This window comes from Pseudomonas sp. NFACC39-1 (genome assembly GCF_900110355.1).
Classification (GTDB): Bacteria; Pseudomonadota; Gammaproteobacteria; order Pseudomonadales; family Pseudomonadaceae; genus Aquipseudomonas; species Aquipseudomonas tehranensis.
Window position 1 is genome coordinate 643,242 of the sequence record NZ_FODL01000001.1, and the last position, 20,967, is coordinate 664,208.

General features: G+C 58.8%; 18 protein-coding genes and 3 tRNA genes. 2 read left to right on the forward strand and 19 right to left on the reverse strand.

Annotation, left to right across the window (positions count from 1 at the left end; genetic code table 11):
* Positions 1 to 72: 72 nt before the first annotated feature.
* The 3 genes from ampE to BMY45_RS02845 form a co-directional block, all read right to left on the reverse strand.
* The gene (ampE, locus tag BMY45_RS02835; protein ID WP_092394254.1) at positions 73 to 909 is read right to left on the reverse strand and encodes a regulatory signaling modulator protein AmpE; all 837 of its coding nucleotides are present in this window, start codon (positions 907 to 909) and stop codon (positions 73 to 75) included.
* Positions 906 to 1,466, reverse strand: a complete 561-nt coding sequence (gene ampD, locus BMY45_RS02840) for a 1,6-anhydro-N-acetylmuramyl-L-alanine amidase AmpD (protein ID WP_092394257.1) — start codon at positions 1,464 to 1,466, stop codon at positions 906 to 908. The genes ampE and ampD overlap by 4 nt, the downstream gene beginning before the upstream one ends.
* Before the next feature lie 64 nt (positions 1,467 to 1,530).
* Positions 1,531 to 3,738: a DUF1631 domain-containing protein gene (locus BMY45_RS02845; protein WP_092394260.1), complete on the reverse strand. Its 2,208-nt coding sequence runs from the start codon at positions 3,736 to 3,738 to the stop codon at positions 1,531 to 1,533.
* 288 nt (positions 3,739 to 4,026) lie between these two features.
* Between BMY45_RS02845 and nadC the strand changes: the two genes are divergently transcribed.
* The gene (nadC, locus tag BMY45_RS02850) at positions 4,027 to 4,875 is read left to right on the forward strand and encodes a carboxylating nicotinate-nucleotide diphosphorylase (protein ID WP_092394263.1); all 849 of its coding nucleotides are present in this window, start codon (positions 4,027 to 4,029) and stop codon (positions 4,873 to 4,875) included.
* 74 nt (positions 4,876 to 4,949) lie between these two features.
* On the opposite strand, the gene BMY45_RS02855 is transcribed toward nadC, so the two are convergent.
* Positions 4,950 to 5,255, reverse strand: coding sequence for a DUF6388 family protein (locus tag BMY45_RS02855; protein ID WP_092394266.1), 306 nt, complete (start codon positions 5,253 to 5,255; stop codon positions 4,950 to 4,952).
* A gap of 300 nt (positions 5,256 to 5,555) precedes the next feature.
* Between BMY45_RS02855 and BMY45_RS02860 the strand changes: the two genes are divergently transcribed.
* Positions 5,556 to 6,101 carry a hypothetical protein gene (locus tag BMY45_RS02860; protein WP_092394269.1) on the forward strand — a complete coding sequence of 182 codons (546 nt, stop codon included), beginning with the start codon at positions 5,556 to 5,558 and terminating at the stop codon, positions 6,099 to 6,101.
* 10 nt (positions 6,102 to 6,111) lie between these two features.
* Here BMY45_RS02860 and BMY45_RS02865 read toward each other — a convergent pair.
* The 15 genes from BMY45_RS02865 to ftsH form a co-directional block, all read right to left on the reverse strand.
* Positions 6,112 to 6,187, reverse strand: a tRNA-Thr gene (locus BMY45_RS02865).
* Positions 6,188 to 6,312: 125 nt separating this feature from the next.
* Positions 6,313 to 8,418: a polyribonucleotide nucleotidyltransferase gene (pnp, locus tag BMY45_RS02870; RefSeq protein ID WP_047229052.1), complete on the reverse strand. Its 2,106-nt coding sequence runs from the start codon at positions 8,416 to 8,418 to the stop codon at positions 6,313 to 6,315.
* A gap of 175 nt (positions 8,419 to 8,593) precedes the next feature.
* Positions 8,594 to 8,863 (reverse strand): 30S ribosomal protein S15, encoded by a 270-nt coding sequence (gene rpsO, locus BMY45_RS02875; protein WP_024684882.1) that lies wholly within the window; start codon positions 8,861 to 8,863, stop codon positions 8,594 to 8,596.
* 142 nt (positions 8,864 to 9,005) lie between these two features.
* On the reverse strand, positions 9,006 to 9,923 hold the full coding sequence (gene truB / locus BMY45_RS02880; RefSeq protein ID WP_092394915.1) for a tRNA pseudouridine(55) synthase TruB: 918 nt from the start codon (positions 9,921 to 9,923) through the stop codon (positions 9,006 to 9,008).
* A gap of 3 nt (positions 9,924 to 9,926) precedes the next feature.
* A complete protein-coding gene (gene rbfA, locus BMY45_RS02885; RefSeq protein WP_003177871.1) occupies positions 9,927 to 10,328 on the reverse strand; it encodes a 30S ribosome-binding factor RbfA in 402 nt (133 codons plus the stop codon).
* Positions 10,329 to 10,487: 159 nt separating this feature from the next.
* On the reverse strand, positions 10,488 to 13,010 hold the full coding sequence (infB, locus tag BMY45_RS02890; protein ID WP_092394272.1) for a translation initiation factor IF-2: 2,523 nt from the start codon (positions 13,008 to 13,010) through the stop codon (positions 10,488 to 10,490).
* Between the two features lie 27 nt (positions 13,011 to 13,037).
* A complete protein-coding gene (gene nusA, locus BMY45_RS02895; protein WP_047229054.1) occupies positions 13,038 to 14,519 on the reverse strand; it encodes a transcription termination factor NusA in 1,482 nt (493 codons plus the stop codon).
* A 59-nt stretch (positions 14,520 to 14,578) separates the two neighbouring features.
* Positions 14,579 to 15,037: a ribosome maturation factor RimP gene (gene rimP, locus BMY45_RS02900; protein ID WP_025211790.1), complete on the reverse strand. Its 459-nt coding sequence runs from the start codon at positions 15,035 to 15,037 to the stop codon at positions 14,579 to 14,581.
* Between the two features lie 140 nt (positions 15,038 to 15,177).
* A tRNA-Met gene (locus BMY45_RS02905) sits at positions 15,178 to 15,254 on the reverse strand.
* Positions 15,255 to 15,351: 97 nt separating this feature from the next.
* Positions 15,352 to 15,437, reverse strand: a tRNA-Leu gene (locus tag BMY45_RS02910).
* 21 nt (positions 15,438 to 15,458) lie between these two features.
* Positions 15,459 to 15,842, reverse strand: coding sequence for a preprotein translocase subunit SecG (gene secG / locus BMY45_RS02915; RefSeq protein WP_047229055.1), 384 nt, complete (start codon positions 15,840 to 15,842; stop codon positions 15,459 to 15,461).
* A gap of 4 nt (positions 15,843 to 15,846) precedes the next feature.
* A complete protein-coding gene (gene tpiA, locus BMY45_RS02920; RefSeq protein ID WP_092394278.1) occupies positions 15,847 to 16,602 on the reverse strand; it encodes a triose-phosphate isomerase in 756 nt (251 codons plus the stop codon).
* A 66-nt stretch (positions 16,603 to 16,668) separates the two neighbouring features.
* Complete coding sequence (gene glmM / locus BMY45_RS02925) at positions 16,669 to 18,006, reverse strand: phosphoglucosamine mutase (RefSeq protein WP_092394281.1); 1,338 nt, start codon at positions 18,004 to 18,006, stop codon at positions 16,669 to 16,671.
* A 16-nt stretch (positions 18,007 to 18,022) separates the two neighbouring features.
* Positions 18,023 to 18,874 carry a dihydropteroate synthase gene (folP, locus tag BMY45_RS02930; protein WP_092394284.1) on the reverse strand — a complete coding sequence of 284 codons (852 nt, stop codon included), beginning with the start codon at positions 18,872 to 18,874 and terminating at the stop codon, positions 18,023 to 18,025.
* Positions 18,875 to 18,882: 8 nt separating this feature from the next.
* Positions 18,883 to 20,796 carry an ATP-dependent zinc metalloprotease FtsH gene (ftsH, locus tag BMY45_RS02935; RefSeq protein WP_047229059.1) on the reverse strand — a complete coding sequence of 638 codons (1,914 nt, stop codon included), beginning with the start codon at positions 20,794 to 20,796 and terminating at the stop codon, positions 18,883 to 18,885.
* Positions 20,797 to 20,967 lie beyond the last annotated feature (171 nt).

Here is a 20,967-nt window from a genome sequence, read left to right on the forward strand (position 1 = left end):
AAGCCCGCAATCAATGGGGCTGCTGCGCATCCCAGCGGGGATAAATCCCCTCGCCACAGAGCGTGCGCTCGCCTAAGCCAGCAGCGTCCACAACGCAAACCCGGCATACCAGAGCACCGCGGCACGCAACAACAGCTCCCACAGCCGATCCAGGCTGTTGATGCCGTCCGGCCCGGCAACAGGGTCGGGAATCTCGCCAGCCACCAGCCCGACCTTGCCGATCAGGTCTGCCGCGCTGATGTTCCAGTTCAGCAACTCATGCAGCATGACCCGGCTGACTGCTACGAAGTTGCCCACCAGGGCGAAGCTTGCGGTCAGCAGCCGCACCGGCACCCAATCGAAGGCATGACGCAGTTGCGTCGCCCGCTCCGCCACGCCGGGGTTCTGACTGTGCTCGGCCGCCAGCGCCAGCAGGCGATAGCTCAGCGCCGCGACCGGCCCCAGCAGGAAATACCAGAAAATTACCGCAAAAAAACTCTGATAAGCCTGCCACAGCAGATGCCCCTGGACCCGCTCTAGCAACTGCTCGCCACTATCGGCCTCAATATTCAGATCGCGCTTGGCCACATGGTCGGCCGCTTGCAGGTCTTCCCGCCGCCAGGCGTCACGAAACGGCCCCAGGTCAGCGAGCAGATCCCCTCGACCCAGGCTGTAAATCACCACCAGCAGATGCACCGGCAAAGCCAGCAGACCATAGGCCACCGGTTCCAACACCCACAGCAACAGAGCCAACAGCGCCACCGGCAGCAGGATCAGCACAATCAGCACCAGCCAGGGCCGGTTGACCCAGCGCGGGCCAGTCTCGAGTTTGTTCAGTTCGCGCAGCCAACCGCCGTCACGCTGGACCCGATGGCGCAACGCCGAGAACTTCTCGATCCAGATCGCCAGCAGCAGTACCAGAAAACTCATTGCCCTTCCCCTTCTGTCAGGGCCGCGCGGTAGCGCACCCAGTCGAATGCCGGTCCCGGATCGGTCTTGCGACCCGGAGCGATGTCGCTGTGCCCGCAGATGCGCTGCAGCGTGATCGCCTTGAACGCCGCCTGCAACTGCCGGGTCAGGCAGACCAAGGCGGCATATTGCGCGTCAGTGAAGGGCAGATCATCGGTGCCTTCCAGCTCGATGCCCAGGGAAAAATCGTTGCACGTCTCCCGCCCTTCAAAGCACGAAACGCCCGCGTGCCAGGCACGATCCAGACAGGAAACAAACTGGGTAACCGCGCCGTCACGCTCGATCAGAAAATGCGCAGACACTCGCAGATCGGCGATACCGGCAAAATAGGGATGTTGCGTGACATCCAGACGATTCTGGAAAAACTCCTGCACCTTGCCCGTGGAAAACTGTGCCGGCGGCAGGCTGATGTTGTGGATCACCAGCAGTGAAATTTCGCCCTCGGGGCGCGCATTGAAGTTGGGTGATGGGCAATGCCGCACGCCATCGCACCAACCACTGGCGGGGTCCAACTGCATACAGGTTCCTTCGATGACGTCAGTGAATGCCGCCAGTATGCCGCGATCGGCCCTGGCTGTGCGATCACTTGCCGCGATTGAGCTGACGCAGATTGCCCAGCACCGATTCCAGCGCCCGGTCGAACAGCAAGGTGTCGTCCAACAGACGCGCCGTGCTCCGGCGAAACTCCAGGGCCAGGCTGGTGCGGCTGTGCTCCAGCACTTTAAGGCCGGTGCGGTTGACGAAGACGTATTTGCCGGTGGCCTCGATGATCGCCGCCAGTTTGCAACGCAAGCTGTTGTCATCGTCCTCCTGGAACTCAACCCAGCTTCCCAATCGCAACTGATCGACCTGAAGCAGGCCCACATCATCGGCCGGCAGGTGCACCGCAGTGTCCTCCGAAGCCTTTTGAGCGGTGCGCAGGACAACTTTCTCCGAGACCAGGACCATGGCCGGCGAATTTAACGACTGGGTTTGTTCCGTTGCCTGTCCCATGCGTTCGAGGGCCAGCACGTGGAGGGTTTCCAGCTCGCTGAAAAATTCGCTGGTGGCAAACGGGTCGAACGCCGAACGGCTCAGGCCTTCACGCAAGGCTTTGAGCAACTGCGGCACTATCGTCAGCAAACGCAGGCCGGCATCCGGTTCTTCGTGAGGCTGAACGCTCCAGATCAGTTGTTCCAGCGTCAAAACGTCGGCCTGCCACTCGGCTGAATATTTGCCGTGCTTGAAGCAGGTCAGCAATAACACCTGGCTCCAGGCGTGCTGCACGAACTCCACCACCGCCTGCGGCAACACTTTGCCCAGCATGACCTGGTTCAGCACGCCTTCAACGCGCAGGCGCGCCAATTCGGCCTTGGCCCGACCTTCTTCGGCGTCACGAATGCGCTGTTCGAGCAGTTCGCTGCGACGTCTTTCATCGCTGGTGAAGGCGAGGAAATCGGCCAGCAATTCAGAGAAGATCGCCGGATCATCGACAAAATCATTCAACAACCGCTGCACCACCTGTTCAATGCGCAGATAGAGGCTGTCGCGCTGATGGTCGTCGCAATCGCCCCAGCCCGTGGCAGCAGCGGCGATTTCATTGAGCAGCCGACGGGCCGGATGATTGCCCCGGCTGAAAAAGCTCTTGTCCTGCACCGCAACCTTGAGCATCGGAATCTGCAGACGACCGATCAACGCCTTGAAGGAGTCCGGCAGGTTATGGTCGTCGAGAATGAATTCAAACATCATCGAGATCAGGTTGATCACGTCTTCATCGGCGTCGTCGACCACCCGCGACTTGCCGCTTCGCACGCTCACCCGGGTCAGCAGTTGCTCGAGCTGGCTGCGCAGGTCGAACTCATCCTCGATGGCTGGCGCCGGCACGTACTGCTGCAAATGGGAAAGCAGGCGCAGCAAATCACGGGTCGAGATCGGCTGGGCCGGTGCGCTGGCCTCCAGGGTCGGCGCCACACTGCCACGTACCTGCATCAATAGTTTCTGCAACGCAGCAAACACTTCCTGCACGCTGTCATCGACTTCGGCAGCCTTGGGGCCGGCACTTTCAGTCTTGGTACGCGGGGCGTCATCGGTGCGATCCGAGGCCCGTCGCGATGGTGAAATCTTGAGATCCGGCAGGATGCCCGTAGCGGCCAGCAACTGGTTGGCCTCGGTATACAGTTGATCGCACTCGCTGAGCACATAGCGCTCGAACAATTTGAGCAGGATCAGCTTGACCTTGATCTCCACCCCCAGGTTGCGACCGGCCTGTAGAAAATTTTCACACAGCAGCGCCGGGCTCAAAGGGTTCTGCTGGTTTGCCAGCGGCCTGGTCAACAGGACGCTGAGCCGCGCCGTCAGTTGCTCAAGAGCCACGCTATCGCGACTGAGCACGCGGGTGACCATGGCCTCCACCGCCAGATGACGCTCCAGGTCATCATGCGTGCGCTGAACCTGAGGGCCGCAGGCCTGCGCCGGCACCAAAGTGGCTTGGGTTGGATCGTATTGGGCGAGGCTGACGAACGCTTCGAAAAACTGCTCGATAAATTCGCGCTCAATGCTTTTGCGCTTGAGGCGCAAGTCCCGCATGGCTTCGAAGAACAGGTTCTGATCGACATCGTTGCGCGCCCGATCGGCCATTTCAAACAGCGTGTCGTCGGCATTGTCGAACAGCCCCTGCAAGCCAAGGCGCAACTGCTGGGCGGCCTTGTCGCGCACCTGAAGCAGAATCACAGGCAGGCGGGCGAGCGGCGAACGGTTCGCCTGATCGGTAGAAGCCTTGTGCAAGGGCACTACATTCCCGTCGTTGTGCATCCTGGTCTCCTGAAAGGGTGCGCTTGCGCCCAAAACGTCAAAGCCATGACGTCAATCGAAAGGCGGATTATCTGGTAAAAGAACCCGGTCATGCCAGCAGACTCTGTGACCCAGGTCGAAATACTCCGCAATAAGTGACCAAACAATCGGGGAAATGTTGCGAGGATGCGACCAAATGCAGGTTTCAATGCCTGGCGCAGACGTCCGGCGCTGCCACCCATAAGGAACATTGTTTGTGAGACAAGCCACTGGCCCTATAATCGGGCCACTTTGTTTGTGGAGCCCGTTATGCCGAATCTACGTCTCGCCGATCTGACCGCCGAAATCGAGGCTAACGTGCGCCGCGCGTTGCTCGAAGACATCGGCAGCGGCGACATCACCGCGCAACTGATCCCCGCCGAACGCCTGGCCAAAGCCACCATCATTACCCGGGACACCGCGGTCATCAGCGGCACGGCCTGGGTCGATGCCGTGTTCCGGCAACTGGACCCGCGCGTCGCCGTGCATTGGCAAGTGCGCGATGGCGACCGGGCAAGCCCCGACCAGGCGCTGTTCCACCTCGAAGGCCCGGCCCGCTCGCTGCTCACCGGCGAACGCAGCGCGCTGAACTTTCTGCAGATGCTTTCTGGCGTGGCCACCCGGGCCCGCTACCTGGCCGACTTTGTTGCCGACACCCAGGTCAAGCTGCTGGACACTCGCAAAACCCTCCCTGGCCTGCGCCTGGCCCAGAAGTACGCCGTCACCTGCGGCGGCTGCCATAATCACCGCATCGGCCTCTACGATGCCTTCCTGATCAAGGAAAACCACATCGCCGCCTGCGGCGGCATCGCCCAGGCCATTGCCGCCGCCCACAAGATCGCCCCGGGCAAACCGGTGGAAATCGAAGTGGAAAGCCTGGCCGAATTGAAAGAAGCGCTGGCGGCCAATGCCGACATCATCATGCTCGACGAACTGAGCCTGGATGACATGCGCGAAGCCGTGCGCCTGAACGGCGGCAAAGCGAAGCTGGAGGCCAGCGGCGGGATCAACGAAAGCACGTTGCGCCCGATTGCCGAGACCGGGGTGGACTACATCTCGATCGGGGCAATGACCAAGGATGTGAAAGCGGTGGACCTGTCGATGCGGCTCAGTCTCTGAGCAGCTTCAAGGCTCAAGCTGCAAGCTTCAAGCGGTGTGACGCTTGTCTTGCAGCTTGTAGCTTGTAGCTGCTCTCAAACTACAAGATTATTCATCTCGCAGTATTCATCCCATTCCACACCCAGCACCTCGGCCGCTTCCTTGTGCAAGGCAAGGCGCTGTTCCTCGAACTCTTCAGGTGTGCTGGTGTACTTGAGCGTCAACTCCCAAGGCTGTAACCCCTGGGCTTCGGCCTCATCCTCAAACGCCCATTGGATCTGGTCTTTCTGATCGTCGGCGGACAAGTCCTTGATCTCTTCGAGCAACTGGGGCGCATCCAGCACGTATTTCTTCAGCGCCTCTTCGTGCCTGGCTTCCTGGGTCAATTCTTTAACGGTCATGGCGTTCTCGCTGATCTTGGGAATGGAAGATGGATCTGGATCATCAAGGATCTCTCTGCCGCAGAAACCGTTACAAGCCCGGTTTTCCTGGCCTTCAGAACCATTCGGGGATCATCTGAAAACTGCTTGGCGATGCTCGTGCAACCACGAATATAGGATGTTTTGCCGATGATTTACACGGCTCTTTACATCTATCCCACAAAAAAACAGTTGCGCAAGGTGCGCAGGAAGCTGGGAACATATGTCATAACATCCAGTCATAGCCATGTGCCACATCAGCATTTCACAAGGAACCCAGTGATGCGCAGTTTTTCCAAGCTTCCCTCTACCCGGCTTGCGACCGCCACCTTGCTGCTCGGCAGCCTGACAATGGCCAGCCTTGCTCAAGCCGCTGTCGAAGCCACCTCCGACTTGCCGTTGGCGTCAGACACAATTCCTGCTCTTCGTAACTCATTTGATAAGGACATACTCGTCAAGACCAACATCAGCGTAGGGGCCTTGGAAAACCTGCCAAAAACGGTGAAGGACAACGCCGCCGAACTGGAAAATCAAAAGCGCACCCTCCACGAGCAAGCTCGCCAGATTGAGGAGCTCAAGCGCAACAGTGGGACCAGTTCCAACTCCAGCAGTAAGGAGATTGAGGATCTCAAGCGCACGCTCAAGGACCAGGAAAGCGATCTGAAAGACCTTGCCAAGCAAGTGGAAGAACTCAAGCGCAACAGCGGCTCCAACTCGAGCTCGAACAACAGCGAAATTTCGTCCCTGAAACGGGAACTCAGCGATCAGGATCGCGAGATGGATCAGCTCAAACGCACTGTCGATGAACTGAGCAGAAAGGTGAAATAGCGAGGGGAGATGGTGCCCGAGACAGGAATCGAACCTGCGACCTTCGCGTTACGAGTGCGCTGCTCTACCGACTGAGCTACACGGGCGGTGGCTAAACCTAGCATCGTCCCCTGCGGCCAGGCAACCCGCGACACAGGGATTTTCGCCGCACAGCAAAACGCCCCGAACCAGTCGGGGCGTTTGCTTGTTCAGCGACTAAGCGAGGGGGTGATTAAACGCCCGACGCCTTGGCTGCCGCTACGTCCTTGATGGACAGCTTGATACGGCCGCGGTTGTCCACGTCCAGTACCAGCACTTCCACTTCCTGACCTTCTTTGAGGATATCGGTCACTTTCTCGACGCGAGCATCGCTCAGCATGGAGATGTGAACCAGACCGTCCTTGCCCGGCAGGATGTTGACGAACGCGCCGAAGTCGACGATGCGCTCAACCTTGCCCACGTAGATCTTGCCGATCTCGGCTTCTGCGGTGATGCCCAGGACGCGCTGACGTGCTGCTTCTGCCGCTTCCTTGGTTTCGCCGAAGATCTTGATCGAGCCGTCGTCTTCGATGTCGATCGAAGCCTTGGTCTCTTCACAGATCGCACGGATGGTCGCGCCTCCTTTACCGATGACATCACGGATTTTGTCGGTGTCGATTTTCATCGCGATCATGGTCGGAGCGTTTTCCGACAACTCGGTACGCGACTGACCAATGATCTGGTTCATCTGGCCGAGGATGTTCAGGCGCGCTTCCAGGGCTTGGCCCAGGGCGATTTCCATGATCTCTTCGGTGATGCCCTTGATCTTGATGTCCATCTGCAGTGCGGTCACGCCTTTGGCGGTACCGGCCACTTTGAAGTCCATGTCGCCCAGGTGGTCTTCGTCACCCAGGATGTCGGTCAGGACGGCGAACTTCTCGCCTTCTTTCACCAGACCCATGGCGATACCGGCAACTGGAGCCTTCATCGGCACACCGGCGTCCATCAGGGCCAGGGAAGCGCCGCAGACCGAAGCCATGGAGCTCGAACCGTTGGACTCGGTGATTTCCGATACCACACGAATGGTGTACGGGAACACGTCAGCGGCTGGCAGCATGGCCTGGACCGAACGACGGGCCAGACGGCCGTGACCGATTTCGCGACGACCGGCGCCACCCATGCGACCACACTCGCCCACCGAGAACGGAGGGAAGTTGTAGTGCAGCATGAACGGGTCTTTTTTCTCGCCTTCCAGGGTGTCCAGCAGTTGCGCGTCACGGGCGGTGCCCAGTGTTGCAACGACCAGGGCCTGGGTTTCGCCACGGGTGAACAGCGCCGAACCGTGGGTCTTTGGCAGAACGCCGACTTCAATGTTCAAAGGACGCACGGTGCGAGTGTCGCGACCGTCGATACGTGGCTTGCCGTTGACGATGTTTTCGCGAACGGTGCGGTATTCGATTTCACCGAAAGCGGCTTTGACTTCAGCGGCAGTCGGCTGGCCTTCTTCACCGGACAGCTTGGCAACCACCTGGTCTTTCAGCTCGCCCAGGCGCGCATAACGATCGGCCTTGACGGTGATGGTGTAAGCCTGGGAGATCGCTTCGCCGAACTCGGCACGGATCGCGCCCAGCAGTTCGGTGGCTTCGGCTTGTGGAGCCCAGGTCCAGGTTGGCTTGGCGGCTTCGGCGGCCAGTTCCTTGACGGCGTTGATCACCACCTGGAACTCGTCGTGGGCGAACAGTACGGCGCCCAGCATCTGGTCTTCGGTCAGCTCTTTGGCTTCGGACTCAACCATCAGCACAGCTTCGGAAGTACCGGCCACGACCATGTCCAGGCTCGAAGCTTTCAGTTGCTCGTAGGTCGGGTTCAGCAGGTAACCGGTGCTTTCGTGGAACGCAACGCGGGCAGCGCCGATCGGACCATCGAAAGGAATGCCGGAGATCGCCAGCGCAGCCGAAGTACCGATCATCGCAGCGATGTCCGGATCGGTCTTCTTGCTGGTGGAAACGACGGTGCAGACAACCTGCACTTCGTTCATGAAACCTTCAGGGAAAAGCGGACGGATCGGACGGTCGATCAGTCGGGAAGTCAGGGTTTCCTTCTCGGAAGGACGGCCTTCGCGCTTGAAGAAACCGCCAGGGATCTTACCGGCAGCGTAAGTCTTTTCCTGGTAGTGGACAGACAGAGGGAAGAAGCCCTTGCCTGGATCGGCTTGCTTGGCACCGACAACGGTCACCAATACGCTGACGTCGTCGTCAACGGTGACCAGCACTGCGCCGGAGGCCTGACGGGCGATACGGCCAGTCTCGAGGGTAACGGTCGACTGACCGAACTGGAATTTTTTGATTACCGGGTTCACGGTGTCCTACCTTCTTTGTGGCTCTTGGGGAACTTGTCTTCTTGCGAAATTCTTGGGCAGTGCGGGGAATCGGCCCAACGACTGTCCAGATAAAACTTGAGGCTGGGAGCCTGCCGGCTGCCGGCGCAAAACGCAGGCAACAGGCAGACAACCAACCTCATAGCGCAATCGCTGATTAGCGACGCAGACCCAGGCGACCGATCAAGGTGCTGTAACGACTTACGTCCTTACCCTTGAGGTAATCCAGCAGCTTACGACGCTGGTTTACCATGCGGATCAGACCACGACGGGAGTGGTGATCTTTACCGTTGGCCTTGAAGTGACCCTGCAGTTTGTTGATGTTGGCGGTCAGCAGTGCAACTTGCACTTCTGGCGAACCAGTATCACCAACAGCTTGCTGGTAGTCGGTCACGATCTGAGCTTTTTCTTCAACGCTGAGTGCCATGTGGCTTTCCTCTTGTAAGGTACCGTTCCCAAGGAAACCGTACCAACAGGCCAGGGACAAATCCCTGTATCTATAAATGAGTAGTGACCGTGCCTGTTAACAGCCACACTCGCCAACCTGCTGTTACACAGGCTGGTTCCGGTCATTCCGACCGAATCAGTCGACGCGGCGCAATGCGCCCGTCTTCGCTCACTTCACCGATACCGATGAAGCGGCCATTGTGATCCTGTACCCGTACCATGCCGAACTTCGGTGCATCCGGGGCACGTACCGGTTGGCCGTTGAGCCAGTAGAACGCGCTGTGCTCGGAGAACTGCAACAGCGGCCAGTCCAGCAGGCCGCTGTCCGATGGCATCAGGAAGCGGTCGACCGCTTCGTTGCCGCCTTCGGCATGTACCGCTTCGAGCTCTTCCAGCGTGACCGTCTGGGCCAGCGTGAAAGGTCCGGCCTGGGTCCGTCGCAGTTCGGCCACGTACGCACCACAGCCGAGCTTTTCACCGATATCCTCCACCAGGGTCCGGATATAGGTGCCCTTGCTGCAATCGACTGCCAGCCGCGCAGTATTACCGTCAAAGGCCAGCAATTCCAAGCGCGCAATAGTAACAGAACGCGGTTCACGCTCCACTACTTCGCCTGCACGGGCCAGCTTGTATAACGGCTGGCCATCACGCTTGAGAGCAGAGTACATCGGCGGTATCTGGCTGATTTGGCCGCGAAAACCTGGCAACACAGCCTCGACATCAGCCTGACCAACGGTCACCGGCCGCTCCAGCAACACCTCACCTTCGGCGTCCGCCGTGGTGGTGGTCTTGCCCAGTTGCGCCAGGGTTTCATAACCCTTGTCGGAATCGAGCAGGTACTGGGAGAACTTGGTCGCCTCACCAAAACACAGCGGCAGCACGCCGGTGGCCAGCGGATCGAGGCTGCCGGTGTGCCCGGCTTTCTCGGCATTGAGCAGCCAGCGAACCTTCTGCAACGCCGCGTTGGAGGTGAACCCCAGCGGTTTGTCGAGCAGGATGATGCCGCTGACGTTACGGCGGATACGTTTGACCTGAGCCACCATTTACTCCTTGGTGTCTTCGGGTTCAGCCGCAACCGGGTGCTGACTGTCTTCAGCCACGGCGCGCTCGATCAGGGCCGACAGATGCGCGCCCCGCACGACGCTTTCGTCGTAGTGGAAGTGCAACTGTGGAACGCTGCGCAACTTCATCTCCCGGGCCAACTGCATACGCAGGAAACCGGCAGCCGAGTTGAGCACCTTGATGCTTTGGGCGATTTCTTCGGCGCTGTCCTGCCCCATCACGGTGATGAAAATCTTTGCATGACCGACGTCACGGCTGACTTCCACTGCGGTAATGGTGACCAGGCCGACGCGCGGGTCTTTGACTTCGCGACGGATCAGTTGGGCCAGCTCGCGCTGCATCTGATCGCCGATTCGTTGGGTACGGCTATATTCTTTTGCCATGTCTTGTTACCTGTTACTGCCCCACGGTCAAACCCGTGAGGTCTGAAAGCGGCAAACGCCCGGCCTGACAAAAGCCAGACCGGGCGTTGCGTTTAGAGTCCGCCTGAGTGGCAGCGCATGTTCATGCGGCTGCCCAGTACGGCTCTTGAAGTACGCGAGTCAGAGGCTGCGAGCAACCTGGACCTTCTCGAAGACTTCGATCTTGTCGCCGACCTTGACGTCGTTGTAGCTCTTGACGCCAATACCGCATTCCATGCCGGCACGGACTTCCGAAGCGTCATCCTTGAAGCGGCGCAGGGATTCCAGCTCGCCTTCGAAGATAACGATGTCTTCACGCAGTACACGGATTGGACGGTTACGGTGAACGACACCTTCGATCACCATGCAACCGGCGATCGCGCCAAACTTCGGCGAACGGAACACGTCACGCACTTCAGCGGTACCCAGGATGTTCTCGCGAACATCGCTGCCCAGCATACCGGTCAGGGCTTTCTTGACGTCTTCGATGATGTCGTAGATCACGTTGTAGTAACGCATATCCAGACCTTCCTGCTCGACGATCTTGCGAGCGCCGGCATCGGCACGCACGTTGAAGCCAAACAGTACAGCGTTGGAGGCCAGTGCCAGGTTGGCGTCGGACTCGGTGATACCACCGACACCGCCACCGACCACGCGCACTTGCACTTCGTCGTTACCCAGGCCGTTCAAGGCGCCGTTCAACGCTTCCAGCGATCCACGGACGTCGGATTTGAGGACGATGTTGAGCGTCTTCTTCTCTTCCTGGCCCATGTTCTCGAAGATGTTTTCCAGCTTGCCGGCGTGAGCACGAGCCAGTTTGACTTCGCGGAACTTGCCTTGACGGAACAGAGCCACTTCACGGGCTTTCTTCTCGTCAGCCACAACGCTCATCTCGTCGCCAGCGTCCGGAGTGCCGTCCAGGCCGAGGATCTCGACCGGGATAGCAGGACCTGCTTCCTTGATGGGCTTGCCGTTCTCGTCGAGCATGGCACGTACACGGCCGTAGTTCGAACCGACCAGCACCATGTCGCCCTGGCGCAGGGTACCGTCTTGAACCAGAACGGTCGCAACCGGGCCACGGCCCTTGTCGAGACGGGATTCGACGACCACGCCACGGCCAGGAGCCGAAGGTGTAGCGGTCAGTTCCAGAACCTCGGCTTGCAACAGAACGGCTTCGAGCAGTTCGTCAACGCCGGTACCCATTTTCGCGGAGACCGGTACGAATGGAGTATCGCCACCCCACTCTTCGGAAGTCACGCCGTGAACCGACAGTTCGCTACGGATGCGATCGAGATCGGCGCCCGGCTTGTCGATCTTGTTCACCGCAACCACCAGAGGGACGCCAGCTGCCTTGGCATGCTGAACGGCTTCGATGGTTTGTGGCATCACGCCGTCGTCCGCTGCGACCACCAGGATCACGATGTCGGTCGCTTTGGCACCACGAGCACGCATTGCGGTAAACGCAGCGTGACCCGGGGTGTCGAGGAACGTCACCATGCCGCGGTCGGTTTCAACGTGGTAGGCGCCGATGTGCTGGGTGATACCACCCGCCTCGCCTGCCGCAACCTTCGCACGACGGATATAGTCGAGCAGGGAGGTTTTACCGTGGTCAACGTGGCCCATTACGGTCACGACCGGCGCACGGGAAACCGCCTCACCTTCAAACTTCAGGGACTCGGCCAGGGAATCTTCCAGGGCAGTGTCGCTGACCAGGGTCACTTTGTGGCCCAGCTCTTCGGCAACCAGTTGGGCAGTTTCCTGATCCAGTACCTGGTTGATGGTGGCCGGCGTACCCAGCTTGAACATGAACTTGATGATTTCAGCAGCCTTGACCGACATCTGCTGGGCCAGATCGCCCACAGTGATGGTCTCGCCGATCTTCACTTCACGCACGACAGGGCCGGTAGGGCTCTGGAAACCGTGGGCGTTGCGCTTCTTCAGCTTGGCCTTGCCGCGACCGCCACGACGGAAGCCATCGCTTTCTTCGTCGGTGGTACGTGGCGCAACGCGTGGCGCTGGCGCCTTTTCCTTGACCGAAGCACGATGAGGAGCGTTTTTACGCTCGCCATCGCCACTGCCCCGACGGTTGTCGTCGGCACGTGGTTTGTCCGGACGACGCTGTTCGTCGCGCTTGCGAGTATCGGCCGCAGGTGCTGGAGCTGCTGCCAGGACCGGCGCGCTTTCACGCACGGGTTCGGCTGCCGGGGCTGGAGCCGCAACGGCTTCGGCCGGAGCGGATTGCGCAGCAGCAGGCTGGCGACGCGCTTCTTCTTCGGCGCGACGCTTGGCTTCTTCTTCAGCCTTCTGACGTGCAGCATTTTCTACTGCGCGACGTTCTTCCAGTTCGCGTTTGCGCTCGGCTTCGATTTCTTCCGGGCTGCGCTGTACGAAGACTTTCTTCTTGCGTACTTCAACGCTGATGCTTTTGCTACCGGCAACACGCAGGGTGCTGGTGGTTTTACGCTGCAGAGTGATCTTGCGCGGTTCTTCCACTTTCGCCTTGTGACTGCTCTTCAAGTGAGTCAGCAGGGACTGCTTCTCACTGTCGGTCACATGTTCCTCGGCGGCGGTGTGCGGCAGACCTGCCTCACGCATCTGCTGCAACAGGCGCTCTACCGGTGTTTTGACCTCATCGGCCAGTTGTTTCACCGTGACTTGCGTCATGCACTTCTCTCCTCAGGCCGCGCCTAATTACTCGAACCAGTGGGCTCGGGCGGCCATGATCAACTTGCCGGCACGATCATCGTCAATGCCGTCGATGTCGAGCAGATCGTCAATAGACTGCTCGGCCAGGTCTTCGCGGGTAATTACGCCGCGCACCGCCAGTTCCATCGCCAAATCCTTGTCCATGCCCTCAAGCGAGAGCAGGTCTTCGGCCGGATGGGCGTCTGCCAGCTTTTCCTCAGTAGCGATGGCTTTGGTCAACAAACGATCCTTGGCCCGAGCGCGAAGCTCGTTGACGATGTCCTCGTCAAAGCCGTCGATGTTGAGCATTTCCTCCACCGGTACGTAGGCAATCTCTTCCAGGCTGGTAAAGCCTTCATCCACCAGCACCTGCGCCAGTTCTTCATCGACTTCAAGCTCTTCGATGAAGTTGCGCAGGATATCGCCGGTTTCAGCTTGCTGCTTAGCCTGGATGTCCGATTCGGTCATCACGTTCAGTGTCCAGCCAGTCAATTGGCTAGCCAGACGCACGTTCTGACCACCGCGACCGATGGCCTGAGCGAGATTGTCTGCGCCAACGGCGATGTCCATTGCATGGGCATCTTCGTCGACGATAATTGCCGCCACTTCAGCAGGCGACATGGCATTGATCACGAACTGAGCCGGGTTGTCGTCCCACAGGACGATATCCACACGCTCGCCGCCCAACTCGCCGGATACGGCCTGGACACGCGAACCACGCATGCCAATGCAGGCACCTTGCGGGTCGATGCGCTTGTCCTTGGAGCGGACCGCGATCTTGGCACGCGAACCCGGATCACGGGAGGCGGCCATTACTTCGATCAGGCCTTCAGCAATTTCCGGCACTTCGATGCGGAACAACTCGATCAGCATTTCCGGCGCGGTACGCGACAGGATCAGCTGCGGGCCCCGGTTCTCGGTGCGGATTTCCTTGAGCAGCGCACGCAGTCGCACGCCGACCCGGAAAGTTTCGCGAGAAATGATGTCTTCACGGGCCAGCAACGCTTCGGCGTTGTTGCCCAGGTCGACGATCACGTTGTCGCGGGTGACTTTTTTCACGGTGCCGGAGATGATTTCCCCCAGGCGCTCGCGATAAGCATCGACGACTTGCGCACGCTCGGCTTCGCGAACTTTCTGCACGATGACCTGCTTGGCGGTCTGCGCAGCAATACGACCGAACTCGATGGATTCGATCTTTTCTTCGACTACATCACCTACCTTGGCGCCAGGATGCGTTTCTGCAACCTTGCTTGGCCAGGTTTCGATAGCCGGATCGTCCAGGTCGGCTTCTTCGACTACCGTCCAGCGACGGAAAGTCTCATAGGCACCGGTGTGGCGATTGATTTCCACACGCAAATCAACTTCGTCTTCAAACCGCTTCTTGGTAGCAGTGGCCAGGGCCAGCTCCAGCGCTTCAAAAATAACGTTAGCCGGTACGCCCTTTTCATTGGATACCGACTCAACAACCAGCAGTACTTCTTTGCTCATCGTACGCCTCGCCTTTCGCAAGCCATTGGATCCGCGGGATCCGCAGTATCTGGCACGTATCAGTCAAAACTGGGAATAATGTTGGCCTTGTCGATCATATCGATCGGCAACAGGAACTCATGGTCTTCTACCTGCACCACGACATCCTGCTCTTCTACACCGCGCAGAAGGCCTTGAAAGTTGCGTCGACCTTCGAAGGGCGAGCGCAGCTTGATCTTCACTTGTTCACCGGCAAACGAAGCGAACTGTTCAAGGGTGAACAGAGGGCGTTCCATGCCAGGCGAGGAAACTTCAAGGGTGTATTCGGAAGTGATTGGATCTTCGACATCCAATACACCGCTGATTTGACGGCTGACGATGGCGCAGTCATCCACCAATACGCCGCCTTCCTTATCGATATAAACGCGCAACAGTGAGTGGCGACCTTGAGCCGAAAACTCAATACCCCAGCATTCATAGCCAAGGGCCACGACCACCGGGGCCAACAAGGCCTGCAACTGTTCTAGCTTGCTCGACACCTGAACCCCCTCGTGCATGTTTGTGCATGCTGTGCAAATAAAAAAAAATGGGCGAATAGCCCATCCCTGAAACGCCGTTGAACAGCGGCGTTATAAAGTGTCCAGCTAACAAAAAGCCCCTTGGAAGGGGCCCCTGAAACTGGTTGCGGGAGCCGGATTTGAACCGACGACCTTCGGGTTATGAGCCCGACGAGCTACCAGACTGCTCCATCCCGCGACAAAGCTGGGGCGGAAGTATACGACCGATCCCTTACAGGGTCAATGTAACCCTTCCACCTACAAGAAAGCCCGCAATCGCGGGCTCTCCTGATAATTGGTACCGAGAAGGGGACTCGAACCCCTACACCCTATGGGCACAACCACCTCAAGGTTGCGTGTCTACCAATTCCACCACCTCGGCAATACAGCGTTTGAAACCTTCTTACTTCTGCTCTTGAGCTGGAGGTACGTCAGTCGCCGGATTGGCCGACTGTTGCTCTTGAAGCACCGGTACATCATCAGAAGCCGGTTGTTGCTTTGGTACTTCCAACACCGCTGGGTTTGGCAAACCTACTTGAGTCAGCTCTTGAGCCTTCTCTTTAGCAAAGTAACCTAACCCCAAGCTGGTTATGAAGAAACCGGCAGCGAGTATAGCAGTAAACTTACTAAGAAAGGTAGAGGAACCTTGGCTTCCGAACACAGTATTTGAAGCACCTGCACCGAAAGACGCACCAGCATCCGCACCTTTACCCTGCTGCAGCAATACCAGGGCAACTACACCCAATGCACCCAGCAGATGAAAAACGACTACGACTGTTTCCAGCATTTTTTCAGTTTCCCGCGGCGCGACAGATCGCACCGAACTCATCTGCATTCAGGGACGCTCCACCAATGAGCCCCCCATCGATATCCGGCATGCCGAACAGTTCGACCGCATTGGCCGCCTTCACGCTGCCGCCGTATAGAAGCCGCACACCTCGTGCCACTTCAGAATTCTCTGCCGCCAACTGCGCGCGGATGGCGGCGTGCACATCCTGCGCCTGTTGCGGCGAAGCAGTCAGTCCGGTGCCAATGGCCCAGACCGGCTCGTAAGCAATGACCGCCTTTGCAAAAGCACCGATACCCAGACTTTCGATGATGCTGCCTAGCTGACGCCCGACAACCTCAAGGGTTTTCCCGGACTCACGCTGCTCAAGGGTCTCCCCTATGCACAACACCGGAATCAAACCACAAGCCTCGGCCGCCGCAAACTTGCGAGTCAGAGCCCCGTCCTTCTCGCCCATGATCATGCGGCGCTCGGAGTGCCCGACCAGGACCAGGGAACAACCTGCATCCACCAACTGACTTGGCGCAATCTCACCGGTCAACGCGCCTTGCATGGATTCCACCGCAGAATTCTGCGCGCCGACCGAAATCGACTTGCCTTTCAAGCCATCAACCACTTGATTGATATACAAGCAAGGCGGGAATACCGCGACATCAACACCGCTTGGCAAGGCCAGATGACGAAGGCCGTTGATCAGCTCAGCGACGCTGGCGCGGGTACCGTGCATCTTCCAGTTACCAGCTACCATAGGGCGACGCATGCTGTACCTCGTCGGTCAAAGTGGGCGCAGATGTTACCCAACCGATTGATGACTGGCAAGCCGAATTCAGGCAGAAACTTCACTAACAAGCTTCGCCAGCTCTTCAGCATAACCGCGGACCTGTGCTTCATCCTCGCCTTCGACCATGACCCGCACCAACGGCTCGGTACCCGACTTGCGCAATAGCACGCGCCCACGCCCGGCCATAGCCTGCGTTACGCGCTCGCTGGCTTGCTTGACCGTCGCATGCTCCAGAGGGTTCGCACCTCCGCCGAAACGCACATTAATCAGCACCTGCGGACATTTGCGCAATGCCTGACGCGACTGCGCCAGTCCTTCATTGCGCGCCTTGAGCGCCATCAGCACTTGCAAGGCAGCAATAATCGCATCACCAGTGGTGGTGTGGTCAAAACAAACGATATGCCCGGAGTTCTCGCCCCCGATCACCCAATTGCGCTCCAGCAGCTCCGAGATCACATAGCGATCACCGACATTGGCCCGCACGAAGGGAATATCCAGGTCCGCCAGGGCCAGCTCGAGCCCGAGATTGCTCATCAACGTCCCCACCACGCCGCCCTGCAGCTTGCCGCGCCCATGCAGATCGCGCGCAATGATGAACAGCAGCTCATCACCATCGACGACTGTGCCGGTGTGATCAACCATCAAGACCCGATCACCGTCACCATCAAAGGCAATCCCGAGATCAGCCTGCTCGGCCAGCACAGCCGCTTGCAGCGCCTCGGTATGAGTGGAACCGCAATTGTCGTTGATGTTCAGTCCGTTAGGTTGGGCGGAGAGTACGACAACCTCTGCCCCCAACTCGCGGAATACGCTTGGTGCGACTTTATAAGTTGCGCCATGAGCACAATCGACGACAATTTTCAGGCCCGAAAAGCTCGTACCGGTGGGCACGCTGCCTTTGCAGAATTCAATGTAACGACCTGAAGCATCGTTGATCCGCGACACTTTACCGATCTTGCTCGACTCAACCACAGTCATCGGCGCGTCCAGCAGCTCTTCGATCATCAGCTCGATATCATCCGGCAGCTTGGTACCCTGGCCGGAGAAGAACTTGATGCCATTATCATCATGCGGGTTGTGCGAAGCACTGATCACGATGCCTGCCTGGGCCTGGAACGTGCGCGTCAGGTAGGCGATGGCCGGCGTCGGCATCGGGCCGAGCAGCATCACATCGGCGCCCGCCGAAGTCAGGCCGGCCTCAAGCGCCGATTCGAACATGTAGCCGGAAATTCGCGTGTCTTTGCCAACCAGTACCTTGCAGGCGCCCATCTTGCGGAACGCCATGCCGGCAGCCCAGCCGAGCTTGAGCATGAAATCAGGGGTAATAGGGTATTCACCGACCCGACCACGAATACCGTCGGTGCCAAAGTATTTCTTGCTCATAAGTGCTCCGTCATTCTTATTCGGCTGAATCCACTGCTGCGATCATCCGCACAACATCCATCGTTTCGGCCACATCATGCACCCGCAATATGCGTGCGCCTTTTGTAATAGCCAGGGCCGCCAGCGCAAGACCGCCGTACAGGCGCTCCCCCACGGGACGACCCAGGGCGTTGCCTATCATGCTCTTTCGCGAAACCCCGACCAACAGGGGCCGCCCCAGGGCATGCAAGGCTTCCATATGTTTGAACAGGCTCAGGTTGTGAGCCAGCGTCTTGGCAAAGCCGAACCCGGGATCAAGAATGATCCGCTGCGCAGGAATGCCTGCGGCGGCACATTGATCCAGGCGCTCCACGAGAAACTCTCCGACTTCCCTGGTCACATCATGATAGTGCGGGTCGTCCTGCATGGTTCCGGGCTCGCCCAGCATATGCATCAGGCACACCGGCAACCCCGTAGCCGCTGCGGCATCCAGGGCACCATCGCGCCGCAAGGAGCGAACGTCGTTGATCAACCCTGCTCCAAGCCGCGCAGATTCACGCATGACCGCGGGCGTGGACGTATCCACCGAGATGATGACATCAAGCTCGCGATGGATGCGCTCGACAATCGGCGCCACGCGCTCCAGCTCTTCGGTGGGCGAAACTGCCCGCGCGCCTGGCCGGGTCGACTCACCGCCGACATCGATCAGCGTCGCGCCGGCAGCGACCATAGCCTCGGCATGCCGCAAGGCAGCATCAAGCTGACTGAATCGACCGCCATCGGAAAAGGAATCGGGAGTGACATTGAGAATGCCCATGACATGGACATGGGACAAATCAAGAACCCGGTTGCCGCAAGGCAACCGGGTTGAGGACTGAACAGAAGTCATTTCAAGCCTTAAACGTCAGCAGCCGGACCGCCAATCGGTGTCTCCGGACGCTCGCCCTGTACCGCCGGAGGCGTACCGGACGTACCGGTGCCGCCGCCCGACCAGTCACGAGGCTCGCGAGGCTCGCGACCTGCCATGATGTCGTCGATCTGCTCGGCATCAATGGTTTCATACTTCATCAGGGCATCAGCCATGGCGTCGAGCTTGTCACGGTTATCCGTGAGGATCTGCTTGGCGGTGCCATAGCACTGGTCGATGATGCTGCGCACCTCAGAGTCGATCAGCTTTGCCGTCTCGCCGGAGAAGCTTGCGTGCTGGCCACCGCCACCACGACCGAGGAACACTTCACCCTCTTCTTCGGCGTACATCAGTGGGCCCAGTTTTTCGGACAGACCCCACTTGGTGACCATGTTCCGAGCGATCTGACTGGCACGCATGATGTCGTTGGATGCGCCGGTGGTAACACCGTCAAAGCCCAGCGTCATTTCTTCGGCAATACGGCCACCGTAGAGCGAACAGATCTGGCTGATCAACGCCCGCTTGGACAGGCTGTAACGATCTTCTTCCGGCAGGAACATGGTCACACCCAAGGCACGACCGCGCGGAATGATCGAAACCTTGTAGACCGGATCATGCTCGGGCACCACACGACCAACGATCGCGTGACCCGCCTCGTGATACGCCGTGTTCTGCTTTTCTTTCTCGGACATGACCATGGATTTGCGCTCCGCGCCCATCATGATCTTGTCTTTGGCCAGTTCGAATTCTTTCATTTCAACGACACGCTTGCCGGTCCGAGCAGCGAACAGCGACGCCTCATTGACCAGGTTCGCAAGGTCGGCACCGGAAAAACCCGGAGTACCACGAGCGATCACTGCCGGAGCGACGTCGTCACCCATCGGCACCTTGCGCATATGAACCTTGAGGATCTGTTCGCGACCACGAATGTCCGGCAGCCCCACCACAACCTGGCGGTCGAAACGACCTGGACGCAACAGCGCAGGATCGAGCACGTCCGGACGGTTGGTGGCGGCAATCACGATGATGCCGTCATTCATTTCAAAACCGTCCATCTCGACCAGCAACTGGTTGAGGGTCTGCTCGCGCTCGTCGTGACCACCACCCATGCCGGCGCCACGATGGCGACCGACAGCGTCGATTTCGTCGATGAAGATGATGCATGGCGCGTGTTTCTTGGCCTGTTCGAACATGTCGCGCACACGACTGGCGCCCACACCGACGAACATTTCAACGAAGTCGGAACCGGAAATCGTGAAGAACGGCACTTTGGCTTCGCCAGCAATCGCTTTGGCCAGCAAGGTTTTACCGGTACCCGGAGGACCCACCATCAGCACGCCGCGCGGGATACGGCCGCCCAGGCGCTGGAACTTGCCCGGATCACGTAGGAATTCAACCAGCTCGCCGACCTCTTCCTTGGCCTCATCGCACCCGGCGACGTCGGCCAGGGTGGTCTTCACCTGGTCTTCAGAGAGCAGTCGGGCCTTGCTTTTGCCGAAACTCATCGGCCCGCCCTTGCCACCAGCACCGCCCTGCATCTGGCGCATGAAGAACATGAACACCGCGATGATCACCAGGATCGGGAAGCTGGCCACCAACAGCTGGGTCCAGATGCTCTGCTGCTCAGGCTGCTTGCCTTCTACCACAACATGGTTGTCCACCAGATCGCCGATCAGGCCGTTGTCCTGAATCGCCGGACGAATGGTCTTGAAGCTGTCGCCATCGGTGCGCTTGCCGGTAATCACATAACCATCGACGGCAACGCGCTCGACCTTGCCATCCTTGACTTGCTGGATGAAGTCGGAATAGTTGAGGGTCTGCGGCTCGTTAGGGCTGGAGAAGTTGTTCATCACGGTCACAAGGACAGCGGCGATGATCAACCACAGGATCAGATTCTTTGCCATATCGTTCAATTAACTACCCTCTGAAGCAAGCTCCGCTACTGGCGCGCGCTTCGCATGATATTCACCGGCCTAACTTACTACATTACCTACGACTCTGGCAGGCGCCGTCTGTAACCCTTTGTGAAACTCTGACCGCGTAATTTTCGTAACACGGCTCTTGCAAGGCGAGAC